This is a genomic window from Labrys sp. ALF-8 (genome assembly GCF_059699065.1).
On sequence record NZ_AP048538.1, the window covers coordinates 1,682,795 to 1,700,379 of the forward strand.

Annotated in this window: 18 protein-coding genes; 10 read left to right on the forward strand and 8 right to left on the reverse strand. The window is 63.5% G+C overall.

Translation table 11 applies throughout. The annotated features are described in order from the left end of the window. Nucleotides 1-4 precede the first annotated feature (4 nt). From AC6H34_RS28045 to AC6H34_RS28060, 4 genes are all read left to right on the forward strand, one after another. Nucleotides 5-421, forward strand: coding sequence for an HIT family protein (locus tag AC6H34_RS28045; protein WP_448148001.1), 417 nt, complete (start codon nucleotides 5-7; stop codon nucleotides 419-421). A gap of 128 nt (nucleotides 422-549) precedes the next feature. After that, entirely contained in the window at nucleotides 550-1,116 is a 567-nt protein-coding gene (locus tag AC6H34_RS28050) for a hypothetical protein (RefSeq protein WP_497541028.1), read from the forward strand. Between the two features lie 18 nt (nucleotides 1,117-1,134). Further along, complete coding sequence (locus AC6H34_RS28055) at nucleotides 1,135-1,371, forward strand: hypothetical protein (RefSeq protein ID WP_497541029.1); 237 nt, start codon at nucleotides 1,135-1,137, stop codon at nucleotides 1,369-1,371. Between the two features lie 83 nt (nucleotides 1,372-1,454). Next, complete coding sequence (locus AC6H34_RS28060; RefSeq protein ID WP_497541030.1) at nucleotides 1,455-2,942, forward strand: DEAD/DEAH box helicase; 1,488 nt, start codon at nucleotides 1,455-1,457, stop codon at nucleotides 2,940-2,942. 130 nt (nucleotides 2,943-3,072) lie between these two features. Here the strand turns inward: AC6H34_RS28060 and mce are convergent, their stop codons facing one another. Continuing rightward, entirely contained in the window at nucleotides 3,073-3,477 is a 405-nt protein-coding gene (gene mce / locus AC6H34_RS28065) for a methylmalonyl-CoA epimerase (protein ID WP_448148004.1), read from the reverse strand. Continuing rightward, a complete protein-coding gene (locus tag AC6H34_RS28070; RefSeq protein ID WP_448151298.1) occupies nucleotides 3,474-4,598 on the reverse strand; it encodes an anhydro-N-acetylmuramic acid kinase in 1,125 nt (374 codons plus the stop codon). Before AC6H34_RS28070 ends, mce begins: the two co-directional genes overlap by 4 nt. Before the next feature lie 152 nt (nucleotides 4,599-4,750). Between AC6H34_RS28070 and tyrS the strand changes: the two genes are divergently transcribed. Beyond that, on the forward strand, nucleotides 4,751-5,992 hold the full coding sequence (gene tyrS / locus AC6H34_RS28075) for a tyrosine--tRNA ligase (RefSeq protein WP_448148005.1): 1,242 nt from the start codon (nucleotides 4,751-4,753) through the stop codon (nucleotides 5,990-5,992). Nucleotides 5,993-6,025: 33 nt separating this feature from the next. Here the strand turns inward: tyrS and pssA are convergent, their stop codons facing one another. Continuing rightward, a complete protein-coding gene (pssA, locus tag AC6H34_RS28080) occupies nucleotides 6,026-6,865 on the reverse strand; it encodes a CDP-diacylglycerol--serine O-phosphatidyltransferase (protein ID WP_448148006.1) in 840 nt (279 codons plus the stop codon). A 14-nt stretch (nucleotides 6,866-6,879) separates the two neighbouring features. After that, the gene (locus AC6H34_RS28085) at nucleotides 6,880-7,578 is read right to left on the reverse strand and encodes a phosphatidylserine decarboxylase (RefSeq protein ID WP_497541031.1); all 699 of its coding nucleotides are present in this window, start codon (nucleotides 7,576-7,578) and stop codon (nucleotides 6,880-6,882) included. 157 nt (nucleotides 7,579-7,735) lie between these two features. On the opposite strand from AC6H34_RS28085, the gene AC6H34_RS28090 reads away from it, so the two are divergent. From AC6H34_RS28090 to AC6H34_RS28105, 4 genes are all read left to right on the forward strand, one after another. Next, nucleotides 7,736-8,536 carry an ABC transporter ATP-binding protein gene (locus tag AC6H34_RS28090; protein WP_448148008.1) on the forward strand — a complete coding sequence of 267 codons (801 nt, stop codon included), beginning with the start codon at nucleotides 7,736-7,738 and terminating at the stop codon, nucleotides 8,534-8,536. A 220-nt stretch (nucleotides 8,537-8,756) separates the two neighbouring features. Then, complete coding sequence (locus AC6H34_RS28095; protein WP_497541287.1) at nucleotides 8,757-9,527, forward strand: transporter substrate-binding domain-containing protein; 771 nt, start codon at nucleotides 8,757-8,759, stop codon at nucleotides 9,525-9,527. Nucleotides 9,528-9,621: 94 nt separating this feature from the next. Continuing rightward, entirely contained in the window at nucleotides 9,622-10,326 is a 705-nt protein-coding gene (locus AC6H34_RS28100; RefSeq protein ID WP_448148009.1) for an ABC transporter permease, read from the forward strand. Nucleotides 10,327-10,334: 8 nt separating this feature from the next. Then, on the forward strand, nucleotides 10,335-11,057 hold the full coding sequence (locus AC6H34_RS28105; RefSeq protein ID WP_448148010.1) for an ABC transporter permease subunit: 723 nt from the start codon (nucleotides 10,335-10,337) through the stop codon (nucleotides 11,055-11,057). A gap of 73 nt (nucleotides 11,058-11,130) precedes the next feature. Here the strand turns inward: AC6H34_RS28105 and AC6H34_RS28110 are convergent, their stop codons facing one another. The 3 genes from AC6H34_RS28110 to alaS form a co-directional block, all read right to left on the reverse strand. Then, nucleotides 11,131-11,922, reverse strand: a complete 792-nt coding sequence (locus AC6H34_RS28110) for a dimethylarginine dimethylaminohydrolase family protein (RefSeq protein ID WP_497541032.1) — start codon at nucleotides 11,920-11,922, stop codon at nucleotides 11,131-11,133. 109 nt (nucleotides 11,923-12,031) lie between these two features. Next, the gene (locus tag AC6H34_RS28115; RefSeq protein WP_448148012.1) at nucleotides 12,032-12,223 is read right to left on the reverse strand and encodes a hypothetical protein; all 192 of its coding nucleotides are present in this window, start codon (nucleotides 12,221-12,223) and stop codon (nucleotides 12,032-12,034) included. Beyond that, nucleotides 12,224-14,875: an alanine--tRNA ligase gene (alaS, locus tag AC6H34_RS28120; protein ID WP_497541033.1), complete on the reverse strand. Its 2,652-nt coding sequence runs from the start codon at nucleotides 14,873-14,875 to the stop codon at nucleotides 12,224-12,226. Nucleotides 14,876-15,325: 450 nt separating this feature from the next. Between alaS and AC6H34_RS28125 the strand changes: the two genes are divergently transcribed. Next, nucleotides 15,326-16,243, forward strand: a complete 918-nt coding sequence (locus AC6H34_RS28125) for an NAD(P)-dependent oxidoreductase (protein ID WP_497541034.1) — start codon at nucleotides 15,326-15,328, stop codon at nucleotides 16,241-16,243. A gap of 138 nt (nucleotides 16,244-16,381) precedes the next feature. Here AC6H34_RS28125 and recA read toward each other — a convergent pair whose 3' ends face one another. Next, complete coding sequence (recA, locus tag AC6H34_RS28130) at nucleotides 16,382-17,455, reverse strand: recombinase RecA (protein ID WP_497541035.1); 1,074 nt, start codon at nucleotides 17,453-17,455, stop codon at nucleotides 16,382-16,384. Nucleotides 17,456-17,585 lie beyond the last annotated feature (130 nt).

Consider the following 17,585-nt stretch of genomic DNA (forward strand, 5'->3'; position numbering starts at 1 on the left):
CGGCATGACCGCTTACGATCCCGACAACATCTTTGCCAAGATCCTGCGCGGCGAGATCCCGAACCACACCGTCTACGAGGACGATCGCACGCTCGCCTTCCTCGACATCATGCCGATTGTCGACGGCCACGCGCTGGTGATTCCCAGGAAGCCGGCACGCAACATCTTCGATGTCGAGCCTGAGGAACTCGCCAATCTCGTGAAGGTCGCCCAGAAGATCTCCCTCGCCGCCTGCAAGGCGTTCGATGCGGACGGCCACACGCTGCGCCTGCATTCGGAAGCCTCGGGTGGCCAGGAAGTGCCTCATATCCATTTCCACATCCTGCCCATGAGGACAGGCATTCCCCCGCGGCCCCGCGCCATGGCGGACCACGGCGTGCTGGCCCAGCATGCGAAGAAGATCAGGGACCTGCTGGGATAGCTTTCCGCGACAATCCGCACCTGCCGCAAAATTTCTTACCGACTGATTCGCCTTGGCAAGTCTTTCTTCACCATCACGCGCAATAGTGCCTGTCACTGAATTGCGTTGCGTTGTGTCTGGAGTTGAAGATGTTGCTTGCGAGTGCTGTCGATATCACCATCGGCTGGCTTTGGCATACGGCCTATCGGGCCCGCTGGCACTGGAAGCTGAAGCGTGAGGGCGCGCTGGTCGCGGCTGGTTTCGTCGCCTTTGTCGGCGCGATCGATACGGCCCGCTCGCTGCATTCGACGCCCGCCGCCCCACCCGCCCAGACGGCGACCATCAGCGTGCCCGAAGCTGCCCCGCAGCCGCAGCCCCTGATCGCAAGCACGGCTCCCACAGCCAACGCGCCCGCCGCCCAGCCGGCGGCCAACACGGCCCTGCAGGCCTATTCCGACCCGAACGCGCCGCAATTCCCGATCATCCAGGACCAGACCGGCTCGATCGACCAGGGCGACCCCGTCGAGACCATCCTGCCGATGGATCCCTCGGCCCAGCGCGACGACCCGATCGCCCGCAAGATCAACGAGCGCTTCGGCGATGCCTCGGATACCCCGGCAGCCCGCAAGCCCAAGCCGAAACCCGTCAAGACGGCCGCCGCCAAGCCGGCGAAGCCTGCCAAGCCGTCAAAGAAGCCCGACCAATCCGTGGAGTAACTCCTCGGGAACGCCGGCATGAAGAAGGTGGGCAATGCCCGCCTTTTTTGTTTTTGCATCCGGGGATGGCGCAATTCAGGCGGAAAACTCATCGCACCTTTCCTTGGGAACGGGGTGGTTCCGGCGGCGTTCCGACTCGCCCTGCATAAAGAAAAGCGGGCGAAGAGCCAGAAAATGGCCCGTTTTCAGCCCAAAACCATTGACAATTCCACTTTCGACCCTATGTTCGCGGCATCCAAGCCTCCTCCTCGTTGAAGGCATGTGGATTTCCGTGCGGCGATGCGAGCCGCCCTCTGCCGTCCGATGGGGACGGCCTCTGTTGGTTCGACATTTCCGCAATGAGCTTCGCTGAACTCGGTCTTTCTCCCAAGGTCCTCGCCGCTGTCGAAGCGGCAGGCTACACCACCCCCACGCCAATCCAGGCTCAGGCCATTCCGCACGTGTTGCAGCGCCGCGATGTGCTGGGCATTGCACAGACAGGCACCGGCAAGACCGCCGCCTTCACGTTGCCGATGCTGACGCTCCTTGAAAAGGGCCGGGCACGGGCGCGCATGCCCCGCACGCTGATCCTGGAGCCCACGCGGGAACTCGCGGCTCAGGTGCAGGAAAATTTCGATCGCTACGGCTCCAACAGCGGTCTCTCGGTGGCGCTCCTTATTGGCGGCGTTTCCTTCGGCGACCAGGATGCGAAGATAACCCGGGGCGTCGACGTGCTGATCGCCACCCCCGGCCGCCTGCTCGACCATGTCGAGCGTGGCAAGCTCCTTCTCACCGGCGTGGAACTTCTGGTGATCGACGAAGCGGACCGCATGCTCGACATGGGCTTCATTCCCGACATCGAGCGCATCTGCAAGCTGGTGCCCTTCACCCGGCAGACGCTGTTCTTCACCGCGACGATGCCGGCGGAAATCAAGCGCATCACCGACCAGTTTCTTCATAATCCGGTGCAGGTCGAAGTCGCCCGTCCCGCAACCGCGGCGGCCACCATCACTCAGGCTCTCGTCCACACCCGCTCGGCACCGCATGACAAGCGCCAGACTCTGCGCCGCCTGATCCGTTCAGCTGAGAATCTCAAGAACGCCATCGTCTTCTGCAACCGCAAATCGGAAGTCGCGATCCTCCATAAATCGCTGGTCAAGCACGGGTTCGGCGCCGTCGCGCTGCACGGCGACATGGATCAGCGCTCGCGCATGGCCGCGCTCGACAGCTTCCGCAACGGTGAAATGCCGCTCCTGGTGGCCTCGGACGTCGCGGCCCGCGGCCTCGACATTCCAGATGTCAGCCATGTTTTCAATTTCGACGTGCCCATCCACGCCGACGATTACGTGCACCGGATCGGACGTACCGGCCGCGCCGGCCGCTCAGGCTGGGCTTTTACGCTCGTTTCCGCGGCGGACGGCAAGCACGTCTCCGCCATAGAGACGCTGACCGGCAACAAGATCCCCTTCACCAATGATCCGCCGCCGGTCGAGGGCGACGACGAGGAAGAGGCTTCCGACCGGCCCCGCCGCGGTCGCCGTGATCGCAGCGGCAAGAAGGGCGAGGGTGAGCGTTCTCACGGCGGCAGGACACGTGATGCCAAGCCCGCCCACGATACCAAGTCCACTCACGAAGCCAAGCCTGCCCGCGATGCCAAGCCTGTTCGTGACGCGGAAGAATCGCCTCGCGCCACGCGCAACGCCGCTGACTCGCCAAAACCCGCCGATCAGCGCCGGCCGGCACAGCGCCGCCGCCATGACGAGGACGACGGCCCGGTCGTGATCGGTCTCGGCGATCACGTACCGTCCTTCCTGCTCACCCCGATACGGCGCAAGAGCAACGGCTGACACGCTGCCCGGGGTCGCCAATGCTTCGGGCGTTGCTTCTTTCAACAAGCAAGGGCGCAGCCGTGCAGGCTGCGCCCTTCTTCTTTGCCCGTGGTTCCAGGATGCGGTGAAATACCCTGCTCCCAGGATGTCACGCCTGCTCCAGTTCCACCAGCGTGCCCGAAAAATCCTTGGGATGCAGGAACAGCACCGGCTTGCCATGGGCACCGATCTTCGGCTCGCCGTCCCCCAGCACGCGCGCGCCGGCTTCCTTGAGACGGTCGCGCGCCGCGATGATGTCATCCACCTCGTAGCAGATGTGGTGCATGCCGCCGTCGGGATTCTTCTCCAGGAAACGGGCGATCGGCGAGTTCGCGCCGAGAGGTTCGAGCAATTCGATCTTGGTGTTCGGCAGGGTGATGAAGACCACCGTCACGCCATGCTCGGGCACGGCCTGCGGCTCGGACACGTCCGCGCCAAGCGTATCGCGATAGACGGCGGAAGCGCTCGTCAGATCGCGCACGGCGATGGCGACGTGATTGAGGCGACCGATCATGCCGTGAGCCTGCCCTTGCCTTGGCCGGGCGTCGCCAGCACGCCACCCGTCAGCGCCCGCGGAACCCCCGTGCTGGAGGGAAATGTCAGTGGCAATCCCTTCAGCGAGCGCACCGCGAGATAGGCGAAGGCCTGCGCCTCCATCATGGAAGCTGACCAGCCGAATTCATCGGCAGTGCGGACGGTTGCACCCGTTTCCTCGCGCAGGAATTTCAGGATTGCCGGGTTGCGTGCGCCACCGCCGCAGACGATCCAAAGACGCGGTTCACGCGGCAGCCATTGGCGCGCGGCTGCGGCGCTGCGGGCCGTGAAGGCGGCGAGCGTTGCGGCTGCGTCACGGGTCGAAAGTCCCGCGACGGCCTCGCGCGAGAAGGCGTTGCGATCGAGCGACTTCGGCGGCTTCTCCTGGAAGAAGGGATGCGCCATCAGCACGGCGAGGATTTCCTGGTCGACCAGCCCCGCCAAGGCCTGACGGGCATCCTGGTCCATGGCCACGCCGGTGCGCTCCAGCATCAGATCGTCGATCAGGGCATTGGCAGGCCCCGTGTCGAAGGCCACGGGATCGCGCCCCTCGGCAATGTAGGTGATGTTTCCGACACCGCCGAGATTGAGCACGGCGACGGGGCCGGCCAGCTTGGCCTCACGCACCAGAGCCTGATGGTAGACCGGCACGAGCGGTGCGCCCTGCCCGCCCTCGGCTACGTCCGCGGCACGCAGGTCATAAACGGTCGGGATGCCGAGACTGTCCGCGAGCGCCTGCCCGTCGCCGATTTGCACCGTCAGCCGGTCATGCGGCCGATGCAGCACTGTCTGGCCATGGAACCCGACGACATCGATATCGTCGGGGGAGAGATCGTGCTCCTTCAGGAAGTCGGAAACGATGTCGGCGTGCTTACGGGTCACCAGCCGCTCGGCGGCGCGGAGCGCGCCTGGACGCTCGGACCGCTTCGTCATCGGCGGCGCATCGGCGAGCGCCTGGCGCAGCAGCATCCGCTCCTCGTCGCCATAGGAGAGTTCCCTGGAAGGGCCCATTCGCACCACCCCCTCCCCATCCGTCTCGATCAGGGCGGCATCGATGCCGTCCATGGAGGTTCCGGACATCAATCCGAGGGCGGTCAACATCGTCTTCATGCGCAAACTACCTCGATTTCAGACTTGGACTGTACCAAAGCGCGGATAAACCTGATAGACGGCGGCAGTCGGGGCCTGCCGTCCGTCGCGATTTCTCAATCGAATGGGCAACGGCCCGAATTTGCCGATCGAAAGCTTCTGTCATGACCGCGTTAAAATCCGATTTCCTGCGCATCCTCACCGAGCGCGGCTACGTCCACCAGGTCTCCGACCTGGAAGGCCTGGACGATGCCGCCTCGAAAGGCCAGCTCACGGCTTACGTCGGATATGATTGCACGGCGCCGTCGCTTCATATCGGCTCCCTCATCTCGATCATGATGCTGCACTGGTTCCAGCAGTCAGGCCATAAGCCGATCACGCTCATGGGCGGTGGCACCACGCGCGTCGGAGATCCCTCCGGCAAGGACGAAACCCGGCGTATCCTCACCGTCGAGCAGATCGAGGAGAACAAGAGCGGCATCCAGAAGGTTTTCGCCAAGCTCATCGACTACGACGCCGGCAACGCCCTGATGGTCGACAATGCCGAATGGCTCACCAAGCTCAACTACATCGACATGCTGCGCGACATCGGCAGGCATTTTTCGGTCAACAGGATGCTGTCCTTCGATTCGGTGAAGCTAAGGCTCGAGCGCGAGCATGAGCTCTCCTTCATCGAATTCAACTACATGATCCTGCAGGCCTACGACTTCGTCGAGCTTTCCAGGCGCTATGGCTGCGTGCTGCAGATGGGCGGCTCGGACCAGTGGGGCAACATCATCAACGGGATCGACCTGGGACGGCGCATGGGCACGCCGCAGCTCTATGCGCTGACCTGCCCGCTGCTGACGACCGCCTCCGGCGCCAAGATGGGCAAGACCGCATCCGGAGCCATCTGGCTCAACGAGGATATGCTGTCGGCCTATGATTACTGGCAGTACTGGCGCAATACCGAGGACGCCGACGTCGAGCGCTTCCTGAAGCTGTTCACGACGCTGCCGCTCGACGAGGTCGCCAGGCTCGCCGCGCTCGGGGGAGCCGAGATCAACGAGGCGAAGAAGCGCCTGGCGACCGAAGCAACCGCCCTGCTCCATGGACGAGAGAAGGCCTTCGCGGCAGAGGAGACCGCTCGCAAGACGTTCGAGGAAGGAACGCTGGCAGCCGACCTGCCGAGCTTCGACCTCGGCGGCCTCGCTGACGGCGTCGGCGTGCTCAACGCCTTCGTGCAGGCCGGGCTGGTGCCTTCCACCAGCGAGGCCAGGCGCCAGATCGCCAGCGGCGGCCTGCGCATCAACGACAGCGCCGTCACCGACCCCAAGGCCGTGCTCGGCAGCGCCGACGTAACGGCCGACGGCGTGATCAAGCTCTCGCTCGGCAAGAAGCGCCACGTGCTGGCTCGCCCCATCTGAGGCGAGATCCCTTCGCCATAAAAGGAGCAGGCATCAGCCCTGCTCGACAGGCTTCTCCGCGTCCTGTTGGCGGGAAGCCTGATACGCCTTGGCTTGGCGGCGGTAATAGATGATGCCGAACGGTATCGTGGCGAGATAAGCCAGCGTGATCGCCGTCAGCGTTTCCCAAGGATTGAAGGCCAGCAGCAGCACGAGCACCACCGCCACCACGAAAATGGGCAGTACCCACTCGCGAGGTACGCGGCTGCCGAGTTTCTTCCCCGAGAAGGTGGGAATGGTCGAGATCATCAGGAATGCGATGAGCAGCACATAAGCGAGTTCGAACATCGCGTGGCTCGGCTCGTGCTCGATACCGAGGAAGCTGAGATAGATTGGCAGGAGCACGGTCCAGGCGCCCGCCGGCGCCGGCATCCCGGTGAAGAAATTGGCCTGGTAGGGAGGGCGGTTGGGATCGCCGATCGAGACATTGAAGCGCGCCAGCCTCAGCACGGTGCAGATGGCGTAGACGAGCGAACCGATCCAGCCCAGCGATTTCAGGTCGTGCAATCCCCAGAAATAGAGCACGATGCCCGGAACCACTCCAAAATTGACGAAATCGGCGAGGGAATCGAGTTCTGCGCCGAATTTCGAGGTGCCCTTCAGATAGCGCGCCACACGGCCGTCGATGCCGTCGAGCAGGGCCGCCACGACGATGCAGCCGATGGCGAGATCGAGCTTGTTCTCAATGGCCAGGCGAATGGCGCTCATACCCGCGCAAAGTGCGAGAAGCGTGATGACGTTCGGGATGAGCACGCGGAAAGGAATGCCGCGCCGACCCCATCCCTTCTTCGGATCCGGGCTTTCGGGTTGGAATGGCGGAAACAGCGGATCCATGGGTCCTGACCGGCCTAGCCGATGCGATGAGTGAGATGCGGCATGGCGGCGTTCGCGTCGGCGATAATCGTCTCGCCGGCCACCATCTTCTGCCCGATCCCGACCTGGGGCCGCACGCCTTCCGGCAGGTAGACGTCGACGCGCGAACCGAAGCGGATCATACCGAGGCGCTGGCCGACGGCGACATGCTCGTTCTCATTGGTCCAGCATACGATGCGGCGCGCAACCAGTCCCGCGATCTGGACCACGCCATATTGTGCGGTGCCCGTATCAATGATGAAGCCGTTGCGCTCATTGTCCTCGCTCGCCTTGTCGAGATCGGCATTGAGGAACTTGCCGGGCTTGTAGGCGATCCGCGTGATCGTGCCGGTCACCGGGCTGCGATTCACATGGCAGTCGAAGACGTTCATGAAGATCGATACACGCAGCAGCGACCGGTTGGCGAGGCCCAGTTCGGGCGGCGGCAGCACGTTGGCGATCTGGCTTACCACGCCATCGGCGGGAGATACCACCAGCCCTTCGCGTACCGGCGTCACGCGTGCCGGATCGCGAAAGAAATAGGCCACCCAGGCCGTGATGATCAGCAACGGCCAGAACAGCACCTTGACCCATATCAGCGCGATCAGCGTGAGCACGCCGGCAATGGCCAGAAAGGGATAGCCCTCGCGGTTGATGGGGACCAGGACTTTCCGAATGGAGGAGGCAAGCGACATCGACGGGTTCCAATTTCGTTGCTTGGGTACCCCAAACTCGCGTCAAAGACCAGACCATGACGCTGTCCACAAAGACAGCTGCTGCCAGCTTGTGCAATCTAAAATGGCTGCTACAGTTCTAGGCAGAGACTCCGGAAACGGAACGTGAGGTATCTGGATGCCTGAGGGAAGCTCGCAAGCAGCCGACGATCGAACGCCGGTTGTACAGCTCGACAACATTCATAAGAGCTTCGGCTTGCTGGAAGTCCTCAAGGGAGTTTCCCTAACAGCACATCAGGGTGACGTTATTGCCCTCATCGGGGCGTCCGGTTCGGGCAAGAGCACGATGCTGCGTTGCACGAATCTCCTCGAAATTCCCAATTCCGGCCGCATCCTCATCGGCAACGAGGAAATCCGGCTCAAGCCTGCCGGTGCTGGCGCGATGGCGGTCGCGGACCAGAAGCAGCTCCAGCGTATCCGCAGCCGCCTGGGCATGGTATTCCAGAGCTTCAACCTCTGGGCGCATCGCACGGTGCTCGAGAACGTCATCGAGGCCCCGGTGCATGTGCTCGGCGAGAAGAAGGCCGAAGCCATCGAGCACGCCGAGGAGCTTTTGAAGAAGGTCGGCCTCTACGCCAAGAAGGACACCTATCCCGCCTTCCTGTCCGGTGGCCAGCAGCAGCGCGCCGCCATCGCGCGCGCGCTCGCCATCCGCCCGAAGGTGATGCTGTTCGACGAGCCGACCTCGGCACTCGATCCGGAACTGGTCGGTGAGGTGCTGCGCGTGATCCGCGACCTTGCAGCCGAAGGACGCACCATGATCCTGGTTACCCATGAAATGGCCTTCGCCCGCGACGTGGCAAGCCACGTCATGTACCTCTACAACGGCAATGTGGAAGAGGAAGGCCCGCCTTCCAGGGTGTTCGGCAATCCCAACAGCGAGCGTTGCCGCCAGTTCGTCTCCCCTAGGCAGCATTAGGGCGAAATGCGGTAAGGCAGAACCGCTCATCCAGCCTAGCATACAGAAATCACGAGCCTTTTTCGATTGAGGATGTCTCCATCCTAAAGTGAAATGCACCAGTTGAACTTCCAGTTCGGGGCAGGAGGGCGCCAGAACACTCGCGGACCAGATCTCAACAATCAAAACCACCATAAAAAACAAAAGACGACCGTTCATCCAGCAGGGAAATACGATGAAGATTCTCACGACCAAAATGCTCGCCGCCACGGCGATCTTCCTTGGCGCGGCGCTCGCATCCGCGCAGGCGGACCCGATCAAGGTCAGCGTCGCCGCCGAGCCCTACCCACCCTTCGCCTCCCTCGATGCCTCCGGAAAATGGGTCGGCTTCGAGGTCGATCTTGCCAATCTCGTCTGCAAGGCGGCCAAGCTTGACTGCGAGATCGTCGCTACAGCCTGGGACGGCATCATTCCGGCCCTGACCTCGAAGAAGATCGACGTCATCTGGGCGTCGATGACCATCACGCCGGAACGCTCGCAGCAGATCGCCTTCACCATCTCGTACTACAACACGCCGGCCGAGTTCATCGGCAACAAGGACGACAAGTTCGACTTCACGGCGGAAGGGCTGAAGGGCAAGACGATCGGCGTGCAGACAAGCACCATCCACGCCCAGTATGTGCAAAAGGCCTATCCTGACGCAGACATCAAGACCTACGGCACGCAGGATGCCGCCAATGCCGATCTAGCGGCCGGTCGCCTGGACCTCGTGCTGGCCGACGCCGCCGCTCTCGACGACTTCCTCGGCGGCAAGGACGGCACCTGCTGCGACGTCAAGACCTTCCCCAAGGATCCCATCTTCGACGGTGGCGTCGGTGGCGGCCTGCGCAAGGAAGATACCGACCTGAAGGCCAAGCTCGACGAGGGTATCAAGGCCGTCTACGCCAGCGGCGATTTCGCGACGCTCGAGAAGAAGTACTTCAAGTACGAAGTAGGCACCCCGCCGAAGTGAGCCGGACCGGGCGCCTGAACGCCCGGCAATCCGGATTCCTTTCCAACCGGCCTGATGCGTCAGGCCGGCCCTTTTCCTCATTGCGGAATCGGACGTGGAAGCATTTTGGGAACAATTGAGGGCGGGCTGGGGCGTCGCCTTCCTGCAAGGCCTGGTGGTCACCGTGGAACTGTCCGTCGGCGGCTATATCGCGGGCCTCCTGATCGGCGGGCTGGTGGCCTGGGCGAAGCTGCGCGGCCCCCGCTGGATCGTGGCTCTCGCCAATGGCTACTCCACGATCTGCCGCGCCGTTCCGGAAGTCCTGATGATCCTGATCCTCTATTACGCGGGACAACAGGCGCTCAATGAACTCCTGGCCGCGCTGGGGTTCGGCACGGTCGGCATCGACGGCTTCCTCGCCGCGCTCGTGGTGCTGGGCATCGTGCAGGGCGCCTACGCGTCGGAGATCCTGCGCGGCGCCGTAGTGGCGCTGCCGAAGGGACAGATCGAGGCCGCCAAAGCTTACGGCATGCATGGCTTCGGCCTCTTCCGGCGCGTCATCCTGCCGCTCATGATCCCCTACGCCTTCGCGGGGCTCACCAATCTCTGGATGTCGATTCTCAAGGATTCCGCCCTCATCTTCGTGGTCGGCTACAAGGAGTTGATCTCCACGGCGATGGCCGCAGCCGGCTCAACGCGCATGTATTTCTCCTTCCTGCTGTTTTGCGGGGCTATCTTCTATGCGCTGACGCAGTTCTCAAACATCTTCATCAAGATGATCGACCATCACATCCGGCGCTGGATGCCGAGGCTCGGGTAAGGCAACTCATGGATCTCGCAACCTGGTTCGCCTCCAATTTCGCCTGGATCGCCAAATACTGGCCGGCTATCCTGAGTGGTTTCTACACCACGTTGAAGCTGCTTTTCTTCTCGCTGCTGTTCGGCTATCCGCTGGCCATACTCGTGGGCTTCGGCCGCGTATCGAAGAACCCCGCCATCTACGGGCTTGCCACCGGCTTCGTCTCGGTGATCCGAGGCACGCCGCTCCTGGTGCAGCTCTTCATCTACTATTACGGCCTCGGCTCGCTTTTTCCGGCCATTCCCGGTATCCGCCAGAGCTTCATCTGGCCGGTCCTGAAGGACGGCTATTACTATGTCATCTTCGCGCTGGTGATCAGCGTGGGCGGCTATGTCGGAGAAATCGTCCGTGGAGCCCTGCTGTCGGTGCCGCGCGGCGAACTGGAGGCAGCCCGGGCATATGGCTTTCACGGCTTCGGCCTGATTCGCCGCATATGGCTGCCGCGCGCCATGCAGGCCATGATGCCGACCTTCGCCGGCGAGACGATCCTTTGCCTGAAATCGACGGCCCTCGCCTATCTCGTCAGCGTCCAGGACCTGCTCGGCCAGATCAACATCATCCGGTCGCGCGAAGCGATCACCTACACCCCGCTCCTGGTCGTGGCGGCGGGCTACCTCGTGACCACGCTGATCATCGAGGCGGTATTCCGGCGTTTCGAGGCCAACTTCGCCAAGACCACGCGGCCGGCATGATGCAGAACCGCAAAGGCGCTGGCCGGCGGGCGTCCGATATCCGGAAGGTGGCGGAGGACCGTCACAATCCGTGTCAGCTATGCCAGCGCAGCGACATGCAGGAAAGCCCGGCGTCGATCTTGGCGATCTGGCTCGTGGGCAAGCGCACCACGCTGTAGCCTTCGGCCTCCAGCATGGCCGCAGTGCGCGGAAAGTCGGCGCCGACGAAGACGCGCTCGTTGACGCGCAGCGCGTTGGCCGCGCCTTCCTCGCCATCCGGCGTGAGGAGCACCCGCAGCCCCTCGAACACGCCCGAAGCCGCCAGCCGGGCGGTGGAGAGCATGGTCTGCTCGTCCAGCAGGGAGCAGTCCGACTTGAAATGCAGGACACCCGGCGGCGTGGTGACGATGACGCCGATGCGGCCAAGTTCCGCCAGCACCCCGATCAGGGCCTGCGCTCCTTCGCGCGTGGTCCGGTCCGACAGGCCGATCATCACCTTGCCAGGCGTCACCAGCACATCGCCACCGTCGGCGAAACCCGGGCCAGGCAGTGACAGAACCTTGCCGAAGCGCCGACGCAGGATCGGTTCGATGGCCGCCGTCTCGCCGAACCGGCTCTGCGCACCCGGCCGGAGCAGGATAGCGCCTTCGGGAAATACCAGCGCAGGATCCTCGACGAAGAGGCAGTCGGGAAACTCCTCCAGCGCCGGAAGCACCTCGACGGCGACGCCGGCGCTCTGCAGGGCCTCGACGTAGAGGCGGTGCTCGGCATTGACGCCATCATGCGTCGGAGCGCCACGATCCTCTGCCCGCAAGCCGTGCGTCACACTCGCGGGCGGCTGCCTGACGATGGCGTTATCGAAGCTGTAGACGGGAAAGCTGCTCATTATCGTCCCTTCGAACCTTCTCGTTCAAGGCTCGCTCACAATCGCCACCAGGACCGAGGCTGCCACCGTTTCCCGATGGGCTTCCTCGACACGCATGCCTCCAGTGCACTCACGCCGCAGGCGGCTTGTACTGGATCAGATAGGTCCAGGCCCCGTAGGCGGCCACGAGGGCGAACATCAACGCCCAGAACTGGTTGCCGTTGACGAACTCCATGACCGCCCAGGCACCGGGCAGGACGCAGAGCAGTATCCGCACCCAAAGGGGCTGCATCCATTTCGGAGTGGGAGGTGGAGGTGTCATTCAGGCCTCCGCTACGGCGGCAGCGATCGCATCCAGGGCGGCCTGCGCCTTGGCACCATCCGGGCCGCCGGCCTGCGCCATGTCGGGACGGCCTCCCCCGCCCTTCCCGCCGAGCGCCTCGGATCCCTTGCGCACGAGGTCGACGGCATTGAAGCTGTCGATCAGGTCGGAGGTGACACCAACCACCAAGCCGGCACGGCCGTCCTCGGAAGTGGCGACGATGGCGACGATGCCGGAGCCGATCTGCTTCTTGCCCTCGTCGGCCAGGGCCTTCAGATCCTTGAGCTCGATACCGGACACGGCCTTGGCGAGCAGGCGCGTCTTTCCGGCGGTGCGGATCTCGCTCTCTCCTCCGCCGCCGCCCATGGCGAGCTTCTTGCGGGCCTCGGCGAGATCGCGCTCCAGCTTGCGATGCTCCTCGACCAGGATCGCGAGCCGATCGCCGGCTTCGTGAACGGGTGCGCGCAGCACGTCGGCGAAGCCCTGCAGGAGGCGGCTCTCATTGACGAGATGCTTGCGGGCGCCCTCCGCGGTCATGGCCTCGATGCGGCGCACGCCGGCCGCAACCGCGCCGTTCGACACGATGCGGATCAGCCCGATGTCGCCGGTACGGCGCACATGGGTGCCGCCGCAAAGCTCCACCGACCAGGCCTTGTTCGAGCCCGGAAGCCCCTCGCCCATCGAGACGACGCGAACCTCGTCGCCATACTTCTCGCCGAAAAGCGCGCGAGCGCCGGAAGCGATGGCGTCGTCGACGCTCATCAGGCGGGTCGTCACTTCGCTGTTCTGCAGAACGATCTCGTTGGCGAGGTCCTCGATCTCGCGCAATTCCTCGTCCGTGATCGGCTTGGGGTGCGAGAAGTCGAAGCGCAGGCGGTCCGGTGCCACGAGCGAACCCTTCTGGGCCACGTGATCGCCCAGCGTGAGACGGAGAGCCTCATGCAGGAGATGGGTAGCGGAATGGTTGGCGCGGATGGCCGAGCGGCGCTTGCGATCGACGGCCAATTCGAGCGCGTCGCCCACCGTCAACACGCCCTCCTCGACGGTCACGGCGTGGACGAAGAGATCGCCGAGTTTCTTCTGCGTATCCGTCACCTGCACCTTGAGGCCCGCCGCATGGACGAGGCCCCTGTCGCCCTGCTGGCCACCGGACTCGCCGTAGAACGGTGTCTGGTTGAGGATGAGGAAGCCGCTCTCGCCCTGGTTCAGGGACTCGACCTGCTTGCCGTCCTTCACCAGCGCGATGGCCACGCCTTCGGCCGTCTCGGTCTCGTAGCCGAGAAATTCGGTTGCGCCGACCTGCTCCTTGAGGCCGAACCACACCGCTTCGGTGGCTGCATCGCCCGAGCCGGCCCAGGCGGCGCGCGCCTTGGCCTTCTGCTGCTGCATGGCGGCGTCATACGCGGTGAGGTCCACCGTGATATTGCGCGCGCGCAGTGCGTCCTGCGTAAGGTCGAGTGGGAAGCCATAGGTGTCGTAGAGCGTGAAGGCCACGTCGCCCGAGAAAACCTGGCCGTCGCCGAGCTTCTTGGCTTCCGTATCGAGCAGCGCGAGGCCGCGTTCCAGCGTGCGGCGGAAGCTGGTCTCCTCCAGACGAAGCGTCTCGCTGATCAGGTCCTCGGCGCGCACGAGTTCGGGATAGGCGGCGCCCATCTCGCGCACCAGTGCGGGCACCAGCCTCCACATGGTCGGATCCTTGGCGCCCATCAGCGAGATATGGCGCATGGCGCGGCGCATGATGCGACGCAGGACATAGCCACGCCCCTCGTTCGAGGGCAGCACGCCGTCGGCGACCAGGAAGGAGGAGGCGCGCAGATGGTCGGCGATGACGCGGTGGCTGGCGAGGTGGTCGCCGTCGGCCGGCACGCCGATCGCCTCGACCGAGGCGCGGATCAGGGCCTGGAACAGGTCGATGTCGTAGTTGTTGTGCTTGTGCTGGAGAACGGTGGCGATGCGCTCGAGCCCCATGCCGGTATCGATGGAGGGGCGCGGAAGATTGACGCGTTCACCGCCCGGCAGATCCTCGAACTGCATGAAGACGAGGTTCCAGATCTCGATGAAGCGGTCACCGTCCGCATCCGGCGAACCCGGAGGCCCGCCCCAGATATGGTCGCCGTGATCGTAGAAGATCTCGGAGCACGGACCGCTCGGCCCGGTATCGCCCATGCGCCAGTAATTGTCGGAGGTCGGGATGCGCACGATCTTGTCGTCGGACAGCCCGGCGACCTTCTTCCACAGGGCATGCGCCTCATCGTCCTCGGAGAACACCGTAACCATCAGCTTGGACTTCGGCAGACCGAAATCCTTGGTGATCAGGTTCCAGGCGAGTTCGATGGCACGTTCCTTGAAATAGTCGCCGAAGGAGAAGTTCCCCAGCATTTCGAAGAAGGTGTGATGGCGCGCCGTATAGCCGACATTGTCGAGATCGTTGTGCTTGCCACCCGCGCGCACGCATTTCTGCGAGGTCGCCGCACGCGAGTAGGGGCGCTTCTCCATGCCGGTGAAGACGTTCTTGAACTGCACCATGCCGGCGTTGGTGAACATCAGCGTCGGGTCGTTGCGGGGCACGAGCGGCGAGGACGCCACCGCCTCGTGGCCGTTCCGCACGAAATAATCGAGAAAGGTGGATCGAATCTCGTTGACGCCGCTCATTGCCCGGTATGCCTGTTCCAGCTGGTCCTCCCTTTCGGCAGGTTCAGCATCATCATGGTGGAGGGGCGTTGTAGCGGTGTGCTTCCGGCCTGTCGAGGGTCGCGAAGCTTCGAACGAGGCGGATCGGGCCGCTTTTCTCGGGAATATGTGCGGACTGCGACCATGCCGCCGACCGGAGCTTGCCCGTGGGTCTCCGGACGATGGCAGGCCAAGATCGCTTCCGCGAGCCGCGGCAATCACAGCAATTGCCCGAAGTTGTCATACAAATTCGCTTGCAATCCTCTGCATGAGGCCGTCCATTACGCTGCCCCAGGAAACCCGGCTTTCCGGCAGCTCCTCCCGGGCTGGCCCGGAGCCCGCAAAATCCTCAGGAGGCACGGCATTCCGTCGGCTCCCTTGCCGAAAGGGCAGACGCGAATGTTGTTTCGGGACGGATACAGGATCACAGCAATGACGAATGCGAAAGAGACGATCGGCTTCATCGGGCTTGGCTATATGGGCCACGGCATGGCCAAGAACATCGTCGAGAAGGGCTATGCGCTCACCATCATGGGCCACCGCAACCGCGCGCCGATCGACGATCTCGTGGGGCGAGGTGCCAAGGAGGTGGCGACGGCGCGCGAGATCGGAGCCAATTCGAGCATCGTCTTCCTGTGCGTCACGGGTTCGAAGGAGGTCGAGGCCGTCGTGCGTGGACCGGATGGGCTGAAGGCCGGCCTGAAGCCGGGCTCGGTCGTGGTGGACTGCTCCACCTCGGATCCCACCTCCTCCGCAGCCATTGCGGCCGAACTTGCTGAAGCAGGCATCGAGTTCGCGGACGCTCCGCTCGGGCGCACGCCCAAGGAAGCGTGGGAGGGCACGCTCGACACCATGGTGGGCGCAAGCGACGCCTTGTTCGAACGCCTCAAGCCCGTGCTTTCCACCTGGGCCGGCCGTGTGATCCACATGGGCGGCACGGGCGACGGCCACCGCATGAAGCTCCTGAACAATTTCCTCTCGCTCGGCTATGCGGCGCTGTATGCGGAAGCCATGGCGCTCGCCCAGAAGGTGGGCATCTCCCCCAAGCGTTTCGATTCCGTGATCCGCGGCGGTCGCATGGATTGCGGCTTCTACCAGACCTTCAGCCGCTGGGTGCTCGAGGGCGATCGCGACGCCCACAAGTTCACCATCGCCAACGCCTTCAAGGACCTGCGCTACCTTGAATCGATGGCGAGCGCCGCCGGCGCGATCAATCCGATCGGCAATGCCGTGAAGAACTCCTTCGGCGTCGCGGTAGCCGCCGGTGGTGAGCAATCCTATGTGCCGATGCTGACGGACTTCATCGGCAATCTCAACGGCGTGGACCTGAAGCCTGCCAACCAGCCCTGACCGCGCGACGTTGCGGCTCGCACCCGGATCGCGGACTCCGACGATCCGGAACTGGCAGACAAAAAAAGGGCGGGTTCGCACCCGCCCATGTCAACGCACTACAGGGGTCACACGATAAACCGGCACACGGAGGCCGAACTATTCGTCGTCCGCCTCGGAAGGGTCGATATTGTCGAGGATGCGGTCGGCGATGAGGCCGGCATTCTGGCGGATCGCCAATTCGATCTTGTTGGCAATATCGGAATTTTCCTTGAGGAACTGCTTGGCGTTTTCACGCCCCTGCCCCAGCCGCTGGCTCTCATAGCTGAACCAGGCACCGGACTTCTCGACCACGCCGGCCTTGACGCCGAGATCGATCAGTTCGCCCACCTTCGAGACGCCCTCGCCATACATGATGTCGAATTCGATCTGCTTGAAGGGTGGCGCCACCTTGTTCTTCACCACCTTGACGCGGGTCTGGTTGCCGACGACTTCCTCGCGGTCCTTGATGGCGCCGACGCGGCGGATATCGAGGCGCACGGAAGCATAGAACTTCAGCGCATTGCCGCCCGTCGTAGTTTCGGGGCTGCCATACATCACGCCGATCTTCATGCGGATCTGGTTGATGAAGATCACCATGGAATTGGAGCGCCCGATCGAAGCGGTGAGCTTGCGCAGGGCCTGGCTCATCAGGCGCGCCTGCAGGCCCGGCTGGACATCGCCCATTTCGCCTTCGATTTCGGCCTTCGGCGTCAGGGCGGCAACGGAGTCGATGACGATGACGTCGATGGCGCCGGAACGAACCAGCGTATCGCAGATCTCCAGCGCCTGCTCGCCGGTATCGGGCTGGGAGATGAGGAGTTCGTCGAGATTGACGCCGAGCTTGCGGGCATACACCGGATCGAGCGCGTGCTCCGCATCGATGAAGGCGCAGACACCGCCCTTCTTCTGCGCTTCGGCAACGCTATGCAGCGCCAGCGTGGTCTTGCCAGAGGATTCCGGCCCGTAGATCTCGATGACTCGGCCCTTGGGCAGGCCACCGACGCCGAGCGCAATGTCAAGACCCAATGAGCCGGTGGAGATCGCCTCGACCTCCATCGTCTTGGTGCCCTTGCCGAGACGCATGATCGAGCCCTTGCCGAAGGAGCGTTCGATCTGTGATAGGGCGGCGTCGAGCGCCTTCGTCTTGTCCATTGAAGTTCCTTCGACCAAGCGCAGCTGTGTCTGACTCATATGCCCGTTCCCTATCAAGCGTGAATGGATTCGTCATCCAAACGGATGCTTTTCCAACAGCGGCAACTGCTGCCTTGGCGAAGACTCGGTGCCCTGTGAGTTCTTGTACACATTTTGTTCTCACTGGCGC

Coding starts and splice junctions, on each gene's coding strand:
- AC6H34_RS28045 (WP_448148001.1), top strand. CDS start 5: ATGACCGCTTACGATCCCGACAACATCTTTGCCAAGATCCTGCGCGGC.
- AC6H34_RS28070 (WP_448151298.1), bottom strand. CDS start 4,598: ATGTTGACCGCCCTCGGATTGATGTCCGGAACCTCCATGGACGGCATC.
- AC6H34_RS28085 (WP_497541031.1), bottom strand. CDS start 7,578: ATGTCGCTTGCCTCCTCCATTCGGAAAGTCCTGGTCCCCATCAACCGC.
- AC6H34_RS28060 (WP_497541030.1), top strand. CDS start 1,455: ATGAGCTTCGCTGAACTCGGTCTTTCTCCCAAGGTCCTCGCCGCTGTC.
- AC6H34_RS28090 (WP_448148008.1), top strand. CDS start 7,736: ATGCCTGAGGGAAGCTCGCAAGCAGCCGACGATCGAACGCCGGTTGTA.
- AC6H34_RS28125 (WP_497541034.1), top strand. CDS start 15,326: ATGACGAATGCGAAAGAGACGATCGGCTTCATCGGGCTTGGCTATATG.
- pssA (WP_448148006.1), bottom strand. CDS start 6,865: ATGGATCCGCTGTTTCCGCCATTCCAACCCGAAAGCCCGGATCCGAAG.
- tyrS (WP_448148005.1), top strand. CDS start 4,751: ATGACCGCGTTAAAATCCGATTTCCTGCGCATCCTCACCGAGCGCGGC.
- AC6H34_RS28110 (WP_497541032.1), bottom strand. CDS start 11,922: ATGAGCAGCTTTCCCGTCTACAGCTTCGATAACGCCATCGTCAGGCAG.
- AC6H34_RS28105 (WP_448148010.1), top strand. CDS start 10,335: ATGGATCTCGCAACCTGGTTCGCCTCCAATTTCGCCTGGATCGCCAAA.
- AC6H34_RS28115 (WP_448148012.1), bottom strand. CDS start 12,223: ATGACACCTCCACCTCCCACTCCGAAATGGATGCAGCCCCTTTGGGTG.
- alaS (WP_497541033.1), bottom strand. CDS start 14,875: ATGAGCGGCGTCAACGAGATTCGATCCACCTTTCTCGATTATTTCGTG.
- AC6H34_RS28050 (WP_497541028.1), top strand. CDS start 550: ATGTTGCTTGCGAGTGCTGTCGATATCACCATCGGCTGGCTTTGGCAT.
- mce (WP_448148004.1), bottom strand. CDS start 3,477: ATGATCGGTCGCCTCAATCACGTCGCCATCGCCGTGCGCGATCTGACG.
- recA (WP_497541035.1), bottom strand. CDS start 17,455: ATGAGTCAGACACAGCTGCGCTTGGTCGAAGGAACTTCAATGGACAAG.
- AC6H34_RS28055 (WP_497541029.1), top strand. CDS start 1,135: ATGAAGAAGGTGGGCAATGCCCGCCTTTTTTGTTTTTGCATCCGGGGA.